The organism is Bacillus sp. GW823-FHT06A10 (assembly GCF_058795375.1).
This window is the reverse complement of the sequence record NZ_JBXAHT010000001.1, coordinates 85,079-101,930: the sequence shown is the minus strand read 5'-3', so window position 1 is coordinate 101,930 and position 16,852 is coordinate 85,079. Positions and strand designations below refer to the sequence as shown.

General features: G+C 33.9%; 19 protein-coding genes and 1 pseudogene. 3 read left to right on the top strand and 17 right to left on the bottom strand.

The window, feature by feature from the left end; genetic code table 11:
• Position 1: 1 nt before the first annotated feature.
• The 5 genes from AC1Q8M_RS00595 to AC1Q8M_RS00575 all read right to left on the bottom strand — a co-directional run bounded on the left by AC1Q8M_RS00595 (position 2) and on the right by AC1Q8M_RS00575 (position 4,694).
• Entirely contained in the window at positions 2–676 is a 675-nt protein-coding gene (locus AC1Q8M_RS00595; RefSeq protein ID WP_000609180.1) for an ABC transporter ATP-binding protein, read from the bottom strand.
• On the bottom strand, positions 673–1,773 hold the full coding sequence (locus AC1Q8M_RS00590) for an efflux RND transporter periplasmic adaptor subunit (protein ID WP_086387962.1): 1,101 nt from the start codon (positions 1,771–1,773) through the stop codon (positions 673–675). Before AC1Q8M_RS00590 ends, AC1Q8M_RS00595 begins: the two co-directional genes overlap by 4 nt.
• A gap of 276 nt (positions 1,774–2,049) precedes the next feature.
• A complete protein-coding gene (locus tag AC1Q8M_RS00585; protein WP_086387963.1) occupies positions 2,050–3,135 on the bottom strand; it encodes a HAMP domain-containing sensor histidine kinase in 1,086 nt (361 codons plus the stop codon).
• On the bottom strand, positions 3,128–3,826 hold the full coding sequence (locus tag AC1Q8M_RS00580) for a response regulator transcription factor (RefSeq protein WP_000802753.1): 699 nt from the start codon (positions 3,824–3,826) through the stop codon (positions 3,128–3,130). Before AC1Q8M_RS00580 ends, AC1Q8M_RS00585 begins: the two co-directional genes overlap by 8 nt.
• A gap of 487 nt (positions 3,827–4,313) precedes the next feature.
• Entirely contained in the window at positions 4,314–4,694 is a 381-nt protein-coding gene (locus AC1Q8M_RS00575; RefSeq protein ID WP_000721368.1) for a hypothetical protein, read from the bottom strand.
• Positions 4,695–5,363: 669 nt separating this feature from the next.
• On the opposite strand from AC1Q8M_RS00575, the pseudogene AC1Q8M_RS00570 reads away from it, so the two are divergent.
• Positions 5,364–5,857, top strand: a pseudogene (locus tag AC1Q8M_RS00570) (DDE-type integrase/transposase/recombinase); the annotation flags it as partial.
• A 108-nt stretch (positions 5,858–5,965) separates the two neighbouring features.
• On the opposite strand, the gene AC1Q8M_RS00565 reads toward AC1Q8M_RS00570, so the two are convergent.
• From AC1Q8M_RS00565 to AC1Q8M_RS00545, 5 genes are all read right to left on the bottom strand, one after another.
• Positions 5,966–7,168: an MFS transporter gene (locus AC1Q8M_RS00565; RefSeq protein WP_000742945.1), complete on the bottom strand. Its 1,203-nt coding sequence runs from the start codon at positions 7,166–7,168 to the stop codon at positions 5,966–5,968.
• Positions 7,169–7,381: 213 nt separating this feature from the next.
• Complete coding sequence (locus tag AC1Q8M_RS00560) at positions 7,382–7,960, bottom strand: TetR/AcrR family transcriptional regulator (RefSeq protein WP_001999151.1); 579 nt, start codon at positions 7,958–7,960, stop codon at positions 7,382–7,384.
• A gap of 151 nt (positions 7,961–8,111) precedes the next feature.
• Positions 8,112–8,426, bottom strand: a complete 315-nt coding sequence (locus AC1Q8M_RS00555) for a DMT family transporter (protein WP_000539671.1) — start codon at positions 8,424–8,426, stop codon at positions 8,112–8,114.
• Between the two features lie 2 nt (positions 8,427–8,428).
• Entirely contained in the window at positions 8,429–8,773 is a 345-nt protein-coding gene (locus tag AC1Q8M_RS00550) for a DMT family transporter (protein WP_000796020.1), read from the bottom strand.
• 411 nt (positions 8,774–9,184) lie between these two features.
• Positions 9,185–9,544 carry a MerR family transcriptional regulator gene (locus tag AC1Q8M_RS00545; RefSeq protein WP_000288074.1) on the bottom strand — a complete coding sequence of 120 codons (360 nt, stop codon included), beginning with the start codon at positions 9,542–9,544 and terminating at the stop codon, positions 9,185–9,187.
• A gap of 134 nt (positions 9,545–9,678) precedes the next feature.
• Between AC1Q8M_RS00545 and AC1Q8M_RS00540 the strand changes: the two genes are divergently transcribed.
• Complete coding sequence (locus AC1Q8M_RS00540) at positions 9,679–10,449, top strand: SDR family NAD(P)-dependent oxidoreductase (protein WP_000878082.1); 771 nt, start codon at positions 9,679–9,681, stop codon at positions 10,447–10,449.
• Positions 10,450–10,529: 80 nt separating this feature from the next.
• Here the strand turns inward: AC1Q8M_RS00540 and AC1Q8M_RS00535 are convergent, their stop codons facing one another.
• Both AC1Q8M_RS00535 and AC1Q8M_RS00530 read right to left on the bottom strand, forming a co-directional pair.
• The gene (locus AC1Q8M_RS00535) at positions 10,530–10,985 is read right to left on the bottom strand and encodes an N-acetyltransferase (protein WP_061660053.1); all 456 of its coding nucleotides are present in this window, start codon (positions 10,983–10,985) and stop codon (positions 10,530–10,532) included.
• A gap of 128 nt (positions 10,986–11,113) precedes the next feature.
• Entirely contained in the window at positions 11,114–11,608 is a 495-nt protein-coding gene (locus AC1Q8M_RS00530; protein WP_000446096.1) for an Lrp/AsnC family transcriptional regulator, read from the bottom strand.
• 205 nt (positions 11,609–11,813) lie between these two features.
• Here AC1Q8M_RS00530 and AC1Q8M_RS00525 point away from each other — a divergent pair, with 205 nt between their 5' ends.
• A complete protein-coding gene (locus AC1Q8M_RS00525) occupies positions 11,814–12,725 on the top strand; it encodes a DMT family transporter (protein WP_001146242.1) in 912 nt (303 codons plus the stop codon).
• 34 nt (positions 12,726–12,759) lie between these two features.
• Here AC1Q8M_RS00525 and AC1Q8M_RS00520 read toward each other — a convergent pair whose 3' ends face one another.
• From AC1Q8M_RS00520 to AC1Q8M_RS00500, 5 genes are all read right to left on the bottom strand, one after another.
• Positions 12,760–13,245 (bottom strand): PRK06770 family protein, encoded by a 486-nt coding sequence (locus AC1Q8M_RS00520; RefSeq protein ID WP_492334107.1) that lies wholly within the window; start codon positions 13,243–13,245, stop codon positions 12,760–12,762.
• Positions 13,245–13,646, bottom strand: coding sequence for a nuclear transport factor 2 family protein (locus AC1Q8M_RS00515; protein WP_001126708.1), 402 nt, complete (start codon positions 13,644–13,646; stop codon positions 13,245–13,247). The genes AC1Q8M_RS00520 and AC1Q8M_RS00515 overlap by 1 nt, the downstream gene beginning before the upstream one ends.
• 154 nt (positions 13,647–13,800) lie before the next feature.
• A complete protein-coding gene (locus AC1Q8M_RS00510; RefSeq protein WP_001077751.1) occupies positions 13,801–14,205 on the bottom strand; it encodes a DoxX family protein in 405 nt (134 codons plus the stop codon).
• A gap of 152 nt (positions 14,206–14,357) precedes the next feature.
• Positions 14,358–15,434: a DUF871 domain-containing protein gene (locus AC1Q8M_RS00505; RefSeq protein ID WP_025118497.1), complete on the bottom strand. Its 1,077-nt coding sequence runs from the start codon at positions 15,432–15,434 to the stop codon at positions 14,358–14,360.
• 48 nt (positions 15,435–15,482) lie between these two features.
• Positions 15,483–16,847, bottom strand: a complete 1,365-nt coding sequence (locus AC1Q8M_RS00500) for a PTS transporter subunit EIIC (protein WP_098361164.1) — start codon at positions 16,845–16,847, stop codon at positions 15,483–15,485.
• Positions 16,848–16,852 lie beyond the last annotated feature (5 nt).

Below are 16,852 nucleotides of genomic sequence, written 5' to 3'. Positions count from 1 at the left end.
TTTATTCTCTCCAATCCTGAACAATGTTTCCGTCACGAATAACGATTTGACGTGCTGCGGCTTCCCCGATTTCACGATCGTGAGTAATCATAATAATCGTTGAACCTTGCTTGTTTAATTCATAAAATAGATTTACAATTTGTTCACTTGTTTTCGTATCTAGTGCACCTGTTGGTTCATCTGCCAAAATAAATTTCGGGTTATTTACAATTGCGCGTGCAACTGCAACGCGTTGTTTTTGTCCACCTGACAATTCATTTGGAAAGTGGGTAGCGCGATCAGCTAAACCAACTTTTGTTAAGGCTGCTAATGAACGCTCTTGTCTTTCCTTTTTATCGACTCCCGCATAAATAAGTGGTAATTCAATGTTTTGCAACGCTGTAAGTCGTGGCAGTAACATGAAGTTTTGAAATACGAATCCAATCTCTTTATTACGAACATGCGCAAGCTCGGTTTCAGACATGTTTGAAATATTTTGTCCAGCTAATTCATAGGAACCTGTCGTAGGCTTATCTAAACACCCAATAATATTCATTAATGTTGATTTACCAGAACCAGAAGGCCCCATGATAGAAGTGAAATCTCCCTGATTTAGCGTTACATCAATTCCGTGCAATATTTGAATGGATTCTTCACCATTTTGAAAAGATTTTGTAATGCCTTGTAAATTAATCATTGCGTGGCAACCTCCATACCATCTTTTAGATTTACAGTAGGTCTAGAGATAATTTTTTCTCCTTTTTTCACTCCGGAAATTTTTGCTTCATTACTTGTTTCAAATTCAACCGTAACAACTTGTTCTTTTGCTTTTCCGTCTTTTACAACAAAGACAACGTTTTTATCACCTTTTTTTAAAATACTGGTCTTTGGAATGACTGTACCCTTTGCTTCGCCTGATTTAGTTTCTACGTATACGTGGAAACCATTTTGTAAGCCTTCACTATTGTCTAACGTCACAGTAAATGGATAACTAGAAACTGTTTTGTTTTCATCCATACTTTTTAATGGTGTAGAACCAATTTCTGTTACTTTTCCTGTCCATGTTTTACCCGCTACAGTTTTTGATGAAACTGTTATTTCTTGTCCAATTTTTACATTAGCAAGTTCAAATTCAGACATTTGACCTGCTACTTTAAATGGACCTGCATGGCGAAGTGTAATTCCGCTCATACCGTTTCTTTCATTAGAAGCTGTAATAATATCATCAATTACACCGTCAGCAGGACTCATAACAGAAAGTGTGTTTACTTTCTCTTTTGCTACTTTAATCATTTCATCCGCTTTTTCTACTTCAAACTTCTTCATTTCAAGCTGTGATTCTAATTGTTGAATTTCAATCTCTGACGCTTTTACTGCTTCTGCAGGAAGACCAGCATTTTTATCTTTTTGTAGCTTTTGTTTTGCTGCATCAATTTGTTTTTGTTGTAATGTTACTTCTTTTTGTGCAATTTTCTTTTGCATTTCCACTTCTGTTACACCTTGTTTAACAGTTGGATCATTGTATTTAAACAGAAGCTGTCCTTTCTTTACTTCATCGCCTTTTTTAACAGCTAGTTCATTCGTACCTTTTGTTGGATCAAATGAAATGATCTCCATTCCATTTGGAATCACTTCACCAGCAAACTTTTGCTGATTTTCGATTTGTTTTTCTAGTACTTCAGATGTTTTATAGGTCATAACTGGTTCAGAACTTCCGGCAAAATTCATATAAGCCCCAGCTCCTAAACCAACTGTTAATACACCAACAATGACTACCTTATTTACTGTCTTCATATTATCCTCACTATTTCTTGTACTTTATTTTTGGAGACCATTATTTCCGTTTGTATAATTAGTTAACATTTTTAGAAATTATATATAAATTAGATTTCAAAGTATTAACATATCTCTTTTAAAATCAAATTGTGATAAAAATCTAGGCGTATACTTTTCGCAATATAAAAAGCCCCACCTTTTATTAGTAATTTCTCTTTGGCCTAACCTATAAATAGGATAGAAGAAATTAATTAAATAAAAAGTGGGGTAATAATTAAATATTTATTAAATTTTTCAATTCTCTTCTTTTGGTAATTTCACTTCAAAAATTGTTCTCACTACATTACTTTCTGCAGAAATCTTCCCATTATGTTTCTCAACAATATTTTTAGCAATAAATAATCCAAGACCCGTACTATTTTTCTGTACTGTTCTTGCTTTATCACCTGTATAAAACATATCAAAAAGATAAGGTAACTCTTCTTCTGGTATACTTTCTCCATAATTAATAATCTGTACAACAACGTCTCCATCTTCAATGTATCCATTCATATCAACAAACTTCCCATTATTTCCATATCGAACCGCATTTGTTAGAAGATTTTCAAATACTCGTGCTAACAAATTCCCGTCACCGTTGATAGTTAAATTTGGTGCAACATGTAATCTAGCCTCTAATTGATTTTTCTCTAATAATGGATATAATTCCAAATCTAATTGCACGAGCAATTCACTTATATTAATGTTTTTTTTATCTATTTGTTGTACACCATAGTTCATTCGTGTAATTTCAAATAACTCATCAATTAAACTTTCAAGTCGTTGTGATTTTGCGAATGCAATTGTAGAATAATATTTAATTTGTTCCGCAGTTAAGTTTTTCTCATTGAGAATTAAATCTAAATAACCTAGGACAGATGTTAATGGTGTTCTTAAATCATGAGCTAAGTTAACAACAAGTTGATCTTTACTACTTTCTGCAAAGTCTCCTCGTTCAACCGCCTCTTTTAATTTTTCACTTGCAATATTAATTGCGCGTGCAATATCGCTGAATTCATCATTTGATGAAATATAAACTTTATGTGTGAAATCTCCTTTAGAGAGATGATGAATGCCATTAGAAATTTCATCAAAATACTTTAAATAAGGTTTCGTTAAAAAGAAAAAGAATAAAATAGATAGCAAAGTGAAGGAAAGGAAAGAGAAATAAATACTTCCCCCAACCACTCTATTTGCTACATAGTCTTCATGACTAACCATCATTCTAAAAGAGAACCCTAATGTTTTATAAATTATATATGTTCCGAAAGCTGCTAACATCATACTTAGTGCAAACAAGGCAATCATTTTAAACCTAAAACTTTTTACTATTTTAGCCATTGAAAGTATAACCTACTCCCCATATCGTTTTTATTAACTTGTTCTTCCTTTTATCTTCTCCAAGTTTCTTTCGTAAAGTACGAATATGCACCGTAACTGTATTATTGTTATCATCATAATAATCATTTGTCCATATCTGCTGAAAAATATTTTCAAGGCTATATACTTTTTTCGGATGACTTGCCAATAAACATAAAATATCAAACTCTTTTGGTGTCAAATCAATTCGTTCTCCGTATACATGTACCGTTCTTTTCTCAAAATCAATAACAATGCCTCCAGCCTCTAAAACAGATGTTTCTTCTACTTTCGGCTGATTTAACGTAAAAAATCGGCGAAGTTGAGCATTCACACGTGCAACTAATTCAATTGGTGTAAAAGGTTTCGTCATATAATCATCTGCACCTAGTACAAGACCCGTCACTTTATCAAAATCAGATGTTTTCGCGCTTAAGAAAATAATTGGCATATTTTGTTTAGTACGGATTTGACGCGTCACCTCATAACCATCCATTTTTGGCATCATGATGTCTAAAACCACTAAATCAATTGCCTGCGATTGAATAATTTCAATTGCGGCTTCTCCATCAGTTGCTTTTACAACCTGGTATCCTTCTTTTTTTAAATGTATTTCAATTAATTCAGCAATCTTCAAGTCATCATCAGCTATTAGAATTGTAATCGGCTTCATTTTATCCTACCTCTTCTTTTTCTTCCTTATATTCAAATAAAAAAATTGATCACTCTATTAATTTCATCTGCAAAATTACTAATGTGTAATTCATTCTTTTTGAAAATAGTTTGAATTCCTATCATTCCCTTAAAAAGACAAATTCTTTTAGTATTTTTTGAATGGCTATAAAATTCCACGTCTCTACATTGAAATCTTATCATTTTCAGGAGGAAAGCGCAGAATGTCTCTAATAAAGAATATTTTTAAATACCTTACTAGCGTCATTCTAATATTTTCCTTCATTGAAAATGTAGCTCCATTATAAATAGAACTTATCGCATACAGTCAAGTTTGGAATAAAGTATCATTGAATAGATAACAAGCAAAACCAGCTCGTATTCCATTACATACATATCAAATATATATAATATCTAGATTACTTTTTAGCCATCCATCTAAAGTTTCTTTATCAATCCATAGTTTCTTCTATAATTTTGAAGGCATCTTAATTTGTTTTTTTATACGTACATACTTTTTCTACCCATGGAAAATAAATTGTCAATTTGTCTTTATTTTGTACCATTTTTTGTTTTTGAGTAAAATTGTTGCCGTAATCAATATTTATCCATTCATTATCAAGCCAAGTGTATGTCCCTGCATTTTTATATTCATTTGATATTTTTTGAGTATGCATCTCTATTAACCATATAGTTTTCTTTTTTTTATTTTCTGGATTAACTTCGATTTTTTTATCAAACTGGTAAGAAACCGGACAAGTAGTGTCATTATCCGCTAATCTCCAATTCCCATTCAATTCTTTACCGCTACATCCAATTAGCAATAAACTGAAGCTAATTGGAACAATTAACTTTTTTATTTTTTTCATTATACATTTACCTTTCATTATCACTTTTTATCTAATGCGTAACTTAGTACAATTCCTTCTTTAACAGAAAGGTATTATATGAATTCCAACATATATAAGATAGAGAAAATTAATTAAATAAAATGTAGGGCAAATATAAATTTTTCATTAAATTTTTAAACTCTCTGCATTTTGCAATCTTATTTTAAATATTGCTCTTATTTCATTACTTCCAGCAAGTCTTGTTCACTTATGCTATTTAAAGATACCTTTAAGCAAAATAAATGTGCTTAAAAATATCTTCCTATAAAAGATTAATTACTTTTAAGATTTTAATATTAAAACAGATTATTGGGAAATCAACATTAGTTTGTAGCGGTATAATTATGGTAGCAAATGTAAAGAGATAATTTTATATGCAAAATATTTACAGAAGAAATTTATCCAAGGTAGAAAAATAGAGAAATAACAGGAGTTAAGTTTATGAAATTATTAAAACTGAAGAAAAATAATTTTATAAAATAGTGAAAGAATATGAAGCACACAAAGTAACAACTAACCTATAACGAATTAGAGCCGAAAATTTCTTAGAGTAGAAAAATCGGCTTTTTTTATGTCAAAATTTGCTTAGCGTATACTTTCGTTAAAATGCGGGTGGTATCCCATTTAGAAGAGAAAGTAAAGGACGTCGAAAAAAAGAAATATATCAATGGTGCGGAACCAATGGTAGCCCCTCATCGATTGGAGTGCCAATTCAATACATCCAGGTTTACGGATGTGACGTATCTCTTATTTGGAGAGCGTACCTTGTATTTATCAACGATCATGGATGCCCTTAATCGCGAAATTATTAGTTGTGTCATCAACGAATTACAAACACTGACATTAGCGACGAAGACATTGAAACAAGCAATGAGAGGGTGAAAAGTAAAAAATGTCATCCTTCACTCATATCAAGGAAGTATTTATACTGCGAAGGAATTTCAAGCGTATGCCAAACAAAACGGCATCATCACCAGCATGTCCCGTAAAAGAAATTGCCATGATAATGCCGTCATGGAAAGCTTCTTTGGCCATTTAAAAAGTGAAGCTTTCCATTCACAAAAGATAACAAAAGTATCCAAACTGTGCGAAAGATTGTGCTAGAATACATTCATTACTACAATTATGTGAAAATTCAATGAAAATCAAACCACCTATCCCCTAAAGAATTTAAGGAACAGATGGTTTAGGTGTTTTGATATGTGTCCCGTTGTCGGGGGTCACTTTACCTCACGTCGTAAGGGGTTTTATTACTTCGCAAAACTTTCAGCCAACTGTTTCTCTCTCCACATAAATGTAATGCCGAGACCAACAATTAAAACAACGCCTGAAAATGCATATGGATAATGAATATTCATATCAAATAATATTCCGCCCATCGCTGGTCCTGCGATATTTCCTAAACTCGTATAAGTCGAGTTCATACCAGCGACGAATCCTTGCTCTTTTCCGGCTGCTTTTGATAAAAATGTCGTTAAAGCTGGACGAAGTAAATCAAATGCTAAGAAAATGAAGCAAGTAACGAGAAGTACAATCCAATAATTAAAGACTACAGTTGAGACGAATGCTAATACTGCACCTACAATTAAACATATTTGAATTAACACTTTCTCACCGAACATGTCTACCAATTTGCCAAACATAAATACTTGCACAACTACCCCAAAGATTGAACTAATTGTAATAATTGCTGCAATATCTTTCGGCGAGAAACCAAATTTATGATCAGAGAATAAGCTAAACACTGTTTCATACGCTGATAATCCGAATGCGAGTACAAATACGATAATAAATGCAATTGCATACATTGGATGTAATGATTTCTTTAAATCCCCAATAAAACTTGATTCTTTCGTATTAGAAGAAATCTCTGCAAGTTCTTCTTTCGTTAACGGTTCTTTTAAAATAAAGATCGAAATCACACATGCTATAAAAGCAATTACTGCTGCAACGAAAAACGGCACACGTATACCGTATTCTGCAATAAATCCGCCGATTCCAGGCCCTATAATGAATCCAGTACTAATAGCCGCAGATAAGTATCCCATCGCCTTTGGACGTTCCTGAATAGATGTAATATCCGCAACATATGCCGTAACACCAGGCATAATAAAAGCAGCACTAATTCCGCCTAATACCCTTGCTACATAAAGCATCCATACATCTTTTCCTAATCCAAAAAGAAGCTCTGAAACACCAAAAATAAATAATCCAATGATTATCATTTTCTTTCTACCGTAAAGATCAACCCACCGGCCTGTAATAGGTGAAGTAATGAGCTGTGCCATTGCAAACACTGCAACGAGATATCCCATCGTCTTCCCTGTTAAACCCATATCATTCATAAAGGACGGCATAACCGGAATGATTAATCCAATCCCTAAAAAAGCGATAAATATATTACTCAAAAGAATGACCAATACCATCTTTTGTTCTTTTATCGGTTTCTTCACTTTTTAACACCTCTTCCCGTAAGTTCCTCTCAAAAAATAATGCCCAAGAAGCTTTTTCTCTATCCTTCTATTTGTGGGCTAGTCATGAGTAGAGATGCCCCCTACTCGTTAGAATTTCACACTATCCTTCCACACATACATACGCATTAGGTGAATGACTATCATTCAGTTTTCCTCAAAAATGAACCTACCTTTTCAGACAGGTTCATCTCACTATTTCTTTATATGTAGTGCATGTGTTAAAAAATCTAGTACTTCTGCCTTTTGCAAATCCACTTGCTCATCATCTTTATGATCATATAGATACACTTGTTCCGCTGCTGATTCAACTAGAGCGATAAATAACTTCGCTGTTCGCTCTGCGTGAACCGAATCACGAATTTCACCAGCTTCTTTTGCCTCATTTAAAAATTCACTTAGCCACATATAAAGGGGCTCATACACAGCTTCCCATTCTTTTATATGTTCTGTAGATGCAAGACCAGCATACATTAAAGCTTGTATTTCACGATATTCAGCTATAAAGTGAAACACCGCATCTATTACTTGCGTCACTTTACTTGAGAAAGGCGCATCGTTTTGCACTTTTTCTTTCACTGCAAGTATCATCTTTTCAACCATCACTTCTGCTATTGCAGGCATAACAGATAACTTAGAAGGAAAATATAAATAGAAAGTTCCTTGCGCAATGCCAGCTAATTTCACGATATCAGAAATCTTCGTTTTTTCGACGCCCTTTTCCTGAAACACTTCAATAGCTGCATAGACAATTTTCTCTTTTTTATTCATCATCTAAACCCTTTCACACGCATATTGAATGACTGTCACTCATTTTATAAGATAATCGATTGTACTGTCAATGATAGTGAACTCTAAGAGGAAATCATTTTTTTATAATAAAATCTCCTAATAAACAATTAGGAGATAAAAATACAATATACCTTTAAGAAAGTGCCTTTAATCCTGTCACTCCACATACAATAAGAAACACACTAATGATACGCGCTTTACTTTTCGACTCACCAAACAAGAACATGTTTAACAAAACTGCACCTGCTGTTCCGATACCAATCCAAACCGCATACGCGACACTTACTTGTAAAAATAAGAAGGAAGTATACAAAAATGCGAAGGATGTAGCAAACCCACCTATATAAATCGCACCATTAGCTAATGTCTTATCTTTACTATACATTTTAAGTCCTATCACACCGACTATTTCACTAATTGCAGCACAAAATACGAAAAACCAACCCATTTTTAAGCAGCTCCTTCCACAGTTTCTTCTTTATTGTCAGCTAACTTTAAACCGATAACGCCGGCTACTACCATAAGAATGAAGAATAGTTTGCCTGCGCTGAAACTTCCACCGAAAAGAAATACATCCATTAAGAAAGTACCTACCGTACCAGCTCCAGCGAAAACAGCATATACAGTTCCTGTTGCAAGATGTTCACACGCTTTAGAAAGGAAGTGAAAATCAACAGCGATAACTCCTAAAATAATAATCCAATGCCACCAAGTATTAGCCGTATTAAAACCAAACACCCAAAAAATTTCAAAGATACATGTTAATATGACATATAACCAAGCTCTATTTTTCATACCTCTCACCTCTTATGACTGACTATCAGTCATTTTTATTTTAAAAAAATATACTCTTTCATCAATACTATATAAAAACAAATATCATCCTCATTTACCATTTATATTTGTTCCGTTTCCAAGTAAACTGCATCCTGTCATACAAAATGACTGAATGTCATTCATATATATTGTACATGAACATTTTAAAAACTGTCAATGCCGAAAGTTTATTTAAAATTTCTTTCATCTGATTTGTATATTTCCTAATAATCTGTCAATAATGCTAGTAACATAATATTTTCTCCACTCCCCCTTGGAGAGATCCCTTGAATGGAGCAGTTAGCTTTTGCTAACTGCTCTTTTTTATTTATCCGCACACTATGATGAAATACTCATAGATCAAATCCATTTTTCATCACATAACAACATCTATTTATTTTCCAATGAGCTTTTGTATGTACGAATTTTATTCTCAAGCATCTTCTCTGTAACCTCTAAGTTTTCTCTTTGAATCTGAATAGATTTCCTATGATCTTCTAGGAGCTGTAAACGAGCTTCTGTTGTATGCACCCCTTCTGTATATAATCTAGCGTATTCTCTTATTTTCGCTATTGGCATTTGCGTTTGTTTTAATTTCATTACAAACTGCAACCACTTTATATGTGACTCTTCGTAAAGTCGATTTCCATTTGTATCACGATTTGCAATTAATATATTTTCCTTTTCATAATAACGTAGTGTATGTGTGCTCACGCCTAATAATTTTGCTACCTCACTAATTGTGTACATACTAAAGCTCCCTCCACATGCTTACCCTCATATATTTTATGACCGTATCAAATTTATAAAAAACATTTGACTTAGAGTATACTCTAACAAATACAATCTAACCATAAATGAATTTGAATTTAGGGGGATTTTATATGAAATACACGGTTATTACTGGTGCAAGTTCCGGAATTGGTTATGAAGCAGCTTTAGCATTTGCATCTCGCGGAAAAAATTTAGTACTTGTAGCTCGAAGACAAGAAGAATTAAACGGATTAAAATTAAAAATTAACGAAATGCATCCGGAGTTAGATGTTGTCATTCGAAGAACTGATTTATCTGTTACTGAAGATGTTTATAAACTTTATGAAAGCCTACAAGCTTTTCAAATTGAAACGTGGATTAACAACGCAGGTTTTGGTAATTTCGCCTCAATTGCTGAACAAAATTTAAATAAAATCGAAACGATGTTACATGTAAATATAGAAGCACTAACAATACTCTCTTCTCTTTTCGTTCGAGATTATTCAATGGTTGATGGAACACAGCTTATTAACGTTTCATCGGGCGGCGGATACACGATTGTTGCTGATGCTGTTACGTATTGCGCTACGAAATTCTATGTAAGTGCATTTACAGAAGGGCTGTCTCACGAACTGAAAGAACAAGGCGCAAAACTGCAAGCAAAAGTTTTAGCTCCTGCTGCAACTGAAACAGAATTTGCGAAGCGTTCATTTGATATTGATGAATTCCAATACGATAATGTTGTACCAAAATTCCACACTGCAAAACAAATGGCACAATTTATGCTCGACCTTTATGATAATGATAAAGTTGTAGGAATTGTCGACGGTTTAACGTATAACTATGAACTTAAAGATCCACTTTATAATTTTGCCGTGAGACAAAAGAACTCAAATTCTTAATAACCTGTCCATTTCTTATGGAAATATATATTCCCACTATATATGTAAATAATAGTGGGAACTTTTTCCCTATAAATTTTTCATCCAACATACCGCACCATCGCCACTTCATCACAATAATCCACCTTTGGACAATGTCTACAATCAATCCATACTTTCTCTGGCAACGCTTCTTTGTTTATAAAATCAAATCCACACTTTTGAAAAAATACTGTTTCATATGTTAAGGAAATTACTCTTCTTACATTTATTTTCGTAGCTTCCTCCATTACATGATTTACGAGCATACGCCCTATCCCTTTCCCTGCATATGTATGCGAAACTACTAACGATCGTATTTCTGCAAGATCTTCTCCTAATACATGCAATCCAGCAACTCCAACAATTCTCTTGTCTTCTTTCATAACATATAAACATTGCAAATATTGATAAAGAGACAAAAGAGAACGTGGTAAAACCACTCCCTCTTTTGCATAAACCTCAATAAGACTATAAATTTCTTTCACATCACTCGTCACCGCATTACAGATTTTCATATTACATCCCCTTGCCCTCGATATTAATATTTATAACTTTAAATGAATTTTAATTCATAATTTTATATAATAATACAGCTCTCTTTTCTCCTCGTCAATCACTTTATGCAAACAAAAAACCAAGCAATCTAATTGATGCTCGGTTCCTCATCTCGTATCGGCAATACCGTCGAATATTTAATTTCACGAAGTGCTAAACTTGTCTGTATCCTTGTAATACCAAGCTTATTCAGCTTTCTAATAAACTGCTCCAGTTCTTTACGATCACGATTTGCAACCTTTAATAAATAATCGTACTCTCCTGTTAAACAGTGACATTCTAACACTTCCGGCATCGATTCTAATTCTTTCTCCAACACTTCCAGCTTGTCAAATTGATGAATATTTGTACTCATAAAAATAAAACATAATAAATCAAACCCAAGCTTTTCTTGATTTAAAATCGCAACTTGCTTATCGATGAACCCTTCCCCATCTAACCTTTTTATTCTTGCATGCATCGCAGCCGGTGATAAATTAACGCGACGTGCCAGCTCTGCATTACTTACTTGTGACTCCTTCTGCAATATATCTAAAATTTGTACATCCAAATCATCCAACACTTTAATAACAGACGACTCCATTACAATTCCCCCTTTTTTCTTACCGATGATTATTCGAAAAAACACCTTATAATTTATCCAAAACTGAATATCATTCCGTAAATATCATTCACAGATAAATATTTTATCGAGTTTTTACCATTATACAAAAGAATATATTATACAATAAAGAAAAATGCTAAAATTATTTACAATTCGTATTGATTATAAAAAAGGGGATTTTAGCATGCCTTATTTTTACGTCTTTTTACTATTACTAACGAGCTTATTATGGGGAGGAAATTTTGTCGTTGGAAAATCACTCGTCGATCATGCATCGCCGATGACACTGACAAATTTAAGATGGATGATTGCGATTGTTTGTTTATTACCAATGGTATGGTTTAAAGAAAAGAAAATTCTTCCACCACGTACCGCAATACTTCCTTTAATATTGATGGGAATTTCAGGGGTCGCTCTTTTTAACATCTTTCAATTTTTAGCATTAGAAAAAACATCCGCTACGAATGTAGGTCTTATCTCTACTTTGAATGCAATTTCAATCGCATTATTTTCAGTATTATTTCTAAAAGAAAAAGTAAATACACTTCAAATCCTATCCATGATTCTTTCATTCTTCGGGGTTATCCTCGTCCTATTAAAAGGTGATTTCTCGCTTTTATTTTCACTACATTTTAATAGCGGTGATTTATGGATGATTGCAGCAGTTTGTATTTGGGGAATCTATTCTGTTTGTAGTAAATGGGCAACAAAAACAACTACACCACTTATGGCAACGTTGTACTCTGGTATTTTCGGCGTTATTTTATTACTACCGTTTAACATAGGTAGCTTCACTGTTTCAAATATAAATACTTCTTTCATCACATCACTTTTATATACTGGGCTTATTTCGACAGTTCTTTGTATGGTATTTTGGAATATTGGTGTACAAAAATTAGGCGCAACTACATCAGGTATTTTTCTAAACTTCAATCCAATTTTCACAGCCATTTTAGCATTCATATTCCTCGGAGAAGAATTAACGTGGATACAAATTTTAGGGACAATTGTCGTTGTAACAGGATGTTATTTATTTTCTCATTTTAAAACTGTTGCCGTTCAGCCTGTTAGACCTTTAATGCGAAAACATTCTTAATGAAAAAACATCGTCATCTAGGTTGGCGATGTTTTTATTTTCTCTTCATTTCTTTTATATACTGCTTTTCCTCTTCTGGCGATAAACGTTCCGTCGCCTTGCCAGTATCTCCACCTTGAAGGCTCCATAAAAAGTTATGCTCCTCAACAGTTTGAGAAAAATCTCCTTTTTCCCATCTATTTATAATAGAAAATAACTTCATTTTATATTGAAAACCTGTACTATTTTCAATATCTCTTTTTACATTAGAAATTTCCTTTTTTGTCATCTCTACAAATCCCCATTTTTCAGAGGATTTTACCTTTTGGTGCACCATTTTATGCATAGTAGAAATAATTTCACCTTCACTAATTTGCTGGGCTTCTTCTGCAGCTTTTTTCTCTTTTTCGTTTGCCGCTCGCTCGGTTTGAATATTTGTATTTTCTTTTTCCACATATGCAAGCAATTTCTTTCCGCCAACTATAGAAGAGATGATTACCATAATGGTAATACATATACCTACAATCCATTTAAAAAGCATTAGCTCTTCATCGCTTCCCTAACAATATGACTATCTACATACTGCTTAAACTTCACGATTTTTCCATTTTCAAGCTGCCATATATGAACAAATTCTGCTTCAAATGATTTTCCTGTTTCTTTATAAACTCCAGAATACATACCTTCAGCAATAATTACATCTTTTCCGTTTACTTCATGATATGTATTTACACTTGCTTTATAATCATCCCATTCTGATCCTAAACGGCTAAATACATTTTCCATTATAGCTTCTACGCCTGTATATGTTCCGCCATACGGGAAACCTTCTGCCTCTGTCCATTCCACTTTTTCAGAGAGGGCTTCTGCTAAATGCTTTGCATTCGAAGAAGCTGATCCTTCATACGTGCTTTGAATAATTTCTAAATTTGATTTAGGCATATTACTTCCTCCCGTTTATTTATTTTTACACAAGACGTAACCAATGCAGTTACATCTTGTGTAAAAAAATATTTAAATTATTTCATTCGTAATTCATCAGTTGTAATCATTATAGTTACAATAATTCTTCAAGTCAACAATTTATAAATAAAATTTACTTCGTTTTCATTACTTTCTCTTTTAAGAAACGATCTACATATCCTTCTGCTTTTACTACGAATAAATACGCACCCATTGATAATAATGCAAGATCTAATTCATATCCTGGATTCTTTCCATCTCCTAATAAACCTGCTGCTCCATTTACCTTTACGATAGCTCCAGCTAAAATAAGAGCGAATAACAATCCTACATATCGTACACCTAAACCGATAATTAATAATATACCACCAACTAATTCTACAGTTGCTACGCCGTATGCAAGGCCACCTGGTAAACCGATGCTTGTAAACCATCCTGCTACATTATCGATACCTGATTGAAATTTTGCTAAACCGTGTGCAAAGAACGTAACTCCTAACACGATACGAATAATTAAATTCCCAATATATTGATTCATTTTGAACTCTCCTTTTTGTTTTGTTATGGTGAACTTTTATTTACAAGTCAAAACAATACGGTATTTTATTTCATTCGTCAAATACTTTTTTAAAGAAAACAAAAAACATTATCCGTTTTACGGATAATGTTTTCCTACAAAATAGCGCTAATTCAAGCTTTTATTCTATCGCATAGAAAAAGTTGAAACATTTTTCCAGCGCCAATATAAGGTAGTAAAGAAACGTCCTCTTCCACAACCATTCCAACAACATTCACTTTCTCATCTACAGGTAAATCATGTGTAGCAACTTGCATCTCCCCTGCATATCTACCGTACAATTCATTATCAATTGTAATGCTGCCTTTCTTTCTTACAATTGTATGCATCGGCTGTAAAACCACTCTGTTTCTTTCCCTTGATTCTATAGATCGAATAACATCACGAGCCGAATCTAGTCTATTTGTATGCACTTGCTCCACCACTTTTAATACTTCTTTATCAGTTATAAATGATTTGTAACGCAATGGAATAATCCCTCTACTCGCACTAGCTACTTCTTGCATACTTTCCAAACTTGCGCTTATATCTCCAATCAATACTTTATCAACACCACAATCTTGAACAAGTTCTAAATAGGCTTCAAGCGGGCGCATATTGCGATGTTTTTCTAACGTTGGTAACCCTTCATATAACGGACCTCGTTTTTCCGCATCTCCTGGAATAAATGCCATCGTCTTTTTTATTCCGCACTTCTGTAAATATTGATTTTGTTTTTGTAAGAAGGACTTTGCTAGTCCTGTCTCTGGACGTGGGTAAAAATTATGCCATGCTTCTACATTCTCTACTCTTATATGTTCTGCAAGTAATTCTTTCCAAAATGAATTTGTAATCGTACTCGCATTTAAAGCTACTTTCATCTTATGAGATACGCTTGCAATTTCTTTTGGCGCAATGCCGTAATCCATTCTTAAACCGGTAATGCCCCAGTCCAATAGTTCTTCCACATTTTCATATGTTAGCCCTAAATGATGTAACGATTTTGGAGAAACATCAACCATTAACTCCATTTCATGTGCAAGAGCTTGTTTCCCTAATATTTGAATTAACTCTTTATACGTATTTGGATCATCTTCTGGAATGTGCAGTGATGTAAAAATAGATGTAAACCCATTTTCCTTCGCTACTTTTAGCCACTCTTCTTGTTTCTCTACTCGTTCTTTTGAAAGATAAATGGAAACTCCGATCATATAAATCTCCCTTTCTATTAATAGAAAAAGAGAAAGGAATCCCTTTCTCTATATGTTTTCTGCCATTTCTTCTTTAAATCCGAAGAAGTACGTAAAGATAAATCCGAAAGCATATGCAATTACTAAACCTAAGAAATATAGTAAATATTTATTGTCAGCAATTAACGGAATTAAAGATAGCCCTGATACGCCAATCCCAAGAGAAGCTGTTTGCATAACTGCTTGGAATGCACCACCGACAGCTGCTCCTAAACAAGCAGTAATAAACGGTTTCCCAAGTGGTAATGTAACCCCGTATAATAGCGGCTCACCAATTCCTAAAAAGCCAACTGGCAATCCACCTTTAATTACATTTCGAAGTCGTTTGTTTTTTGTTTTCACATAAATCGCAATTGCTGCGCCCACTTGGCCAGCACCAGCCATTGCGAGTACTGGTAATAAAGGTGTTACGTGTGTTTGATTAATAAATTCCATATGAATTGGTGTTAAACCGTGATGCAATCCGACCATAACGAGAGGTAAAAATGTTCCCGCAAGTACTGCGCCAGCAAATGCTCCGCCAATATTTAAAATAGCATTAATTCCGCTCGTAATACCATCTGATAAGAAACCTGCTAATGGCTGAATGGCTAACATCGTTACGATACTTACAACTAATACAGTAATGAGTGGTGTCACGATAATATCAACTGCGTTTGGCACTGCTTTTCGAACTTGTCTTTCCACTACAACCATAAGCCATGCTGCAAAAATAACTGCAAACAATCCGCCCCGTCCGGGCACTAATGCTTCACCAAACAATTTTACGTTTGCCATCGCCGGGTTGAAAATTAAAATACCAGCAATTGCCCCAAGAACCGGTGTCCCGCCAAATTCTTTCGCTGTATTCCAGCCGACTAAAATTCCTAAGAATGTAAAGATACCGCCGCCAATGAGTAGTAACATTTGTAACCACGTTGCATTTGGATCAGCACCAGCATTTTTCGCAAAGTTAGCAACCCCGTTTATAATTCCTGACGCAACAAGCCCCGGAATTAACGGAATAAAAATACTTCCTATTTTTCGTAAAAAGTTTTTCACTGGCGTATTATTTTTCTTCTTAATCTCTGACTTCATCTCTTGCCCAATATCTTCAAGGTGATGATCTGCTACCTCACCAATTCGTAGTCCTGTCAAACCTTCCATTTTAGCTGCTACTTTATTTACTGTTCCTGGGCCAACGACAACTTGAAACGTCTCATCTTCTATAACACCCATAACACCTTCAACTTTTTTCAAAAGGTCCATATTTACTTTACTTTCATCATGAAGCGTTAAACGTAGTCTCGTCATACAATGAGCAATACTACGAATATTTTTTATTCCTCCAAGTTGCTCCGAAATTTCCTTGGCCATTCTCTCTTCTTTCTTCATAATAG

Coding starts and splice junctions, on each gene's coding strand:
- AC1Q8M_RS00590 (WP_086387962.1), bottom strand. CDS start 1,773: ATGAAGACAGTAAATAAGGTAGTCATTGTTGGTGTATTAACAGTTGGT.
- AC1Q8M_RS00540 (WP_000878082.1), top strand. CDS start 9,679: ATGAAATACACGGTTATTACTGGTGCAAGTTCCGGAATTGGTTATGAA.
- AC1Q8M_RS00510 (WP_001077751.1), bottom strand. CDS start 14,205: ATGAATCAATATATTGGGAATTTAATTATTCGTATCGTGTTAGGAGTT.
- AC1Q8M_RS00505 (WP_025118497.1), bottom strand. CDS start 15,434: ATGATCGGAGTTTCCATTTATCTTTCAAAAGAACGAGTAGAGAAACAA.
- AC1Q8M_RS00535 (WP_061660053.1), bottom strand. CDS start 10,985: ATGAAAATCTGTAATGCGGTGACGAGTGATGTGAAAGAAATTTATAGT.
- AC1Q8M_RS00575 (WP_000721368.1), bottom strand. CDS start 4,694: ATGAAAAAAATAAAAAAGTTAATTGTTCCAATTAGCTTCAGTTTATTG.
- AC1Q8M_RS00585 (WP_086387963.1), bottom strand. CDS start 3,135: ATGGCTAAAATAGTAAAAAGTTTTAGGTTTAAAATGATTGCCTTGTTT.
- AC1Q8M_RS00530 (WP_000446096.1), bottom strand. CDS start 11,608: ATGGAGTCGTCTGTTATTAAAGTGTTGGATGATTTGGATGTACAAATT.
- AC1Q8M_RS00580 (WP_000802753.1), bottom strand. CDS start 3,826: ATGAAGCCGATTACAATTCTAATAGCTGATGATGACTTGAAGATTGCT.
- AC1Q8M_RS00520 (WP_492334107.1), bottom strand. CDS start 13,245: ATGCTTTTTAAATGGATTGTAGGTATATGTATTACCATTATGGTAATC.
- AC1Q8M_RS00515 (WP_001126708.1), bottom strand. CDS start 13,646: ATGCCTAAATCAAATTTAGAAATTATTCAAAGCACGTATGAAGGATCA.
- AC1Q8M_RS00550 (WP_000796020.1), bottom strand. CDS start 8,773: ATGAAAAATAGAGCTTGGTTATATGTCATATTAACATGTATCTTTGAA.
- AC1Q8M_RS00555 (WP_000539671.1), bottom strand. CDS start 8,426: ATGGGTTGGTTTTTCGTATTTTGTGCTGCAATTAGTGAAATAGTCGGT.
- AC1Q8M_RS00595 (WP_000609180.1), bottom strand. CDS start 676: ATGATTAATTTACAAGGCATTACAAAATCTTTTCAAAATGGTGAAGAA.
- AC1Q8M_RS00500 (WP_098361164.1), bottom strand. CDS start 16,847: ATGAAGAAAGAAGAGAGAATGGCCAAGGAAATTTCGGAGCAACTTGGA.
- AC1Q8M_RS00560 (WP_001999151.1), bottom strand. CDS start 7,960: ATGATGAATAAAAAAGAGAAAATTGTCTATGCAGCTATTGAAGTGTTT.
- AC1Q8M_RS00545 (WP_000288074.1), bottom strand. CDS start 9,544: ATGTACACAATTAGTGAGGTAGCAAAATTATTAGGCGTGAGCACACAT.
- AC1Q8M_RS00525 (WP_001146242.1), top strand. CDS start 11,814: ATGCCTTATTTTTACGTCTTTTTACTATTACTAACGAGCTTATTATGG.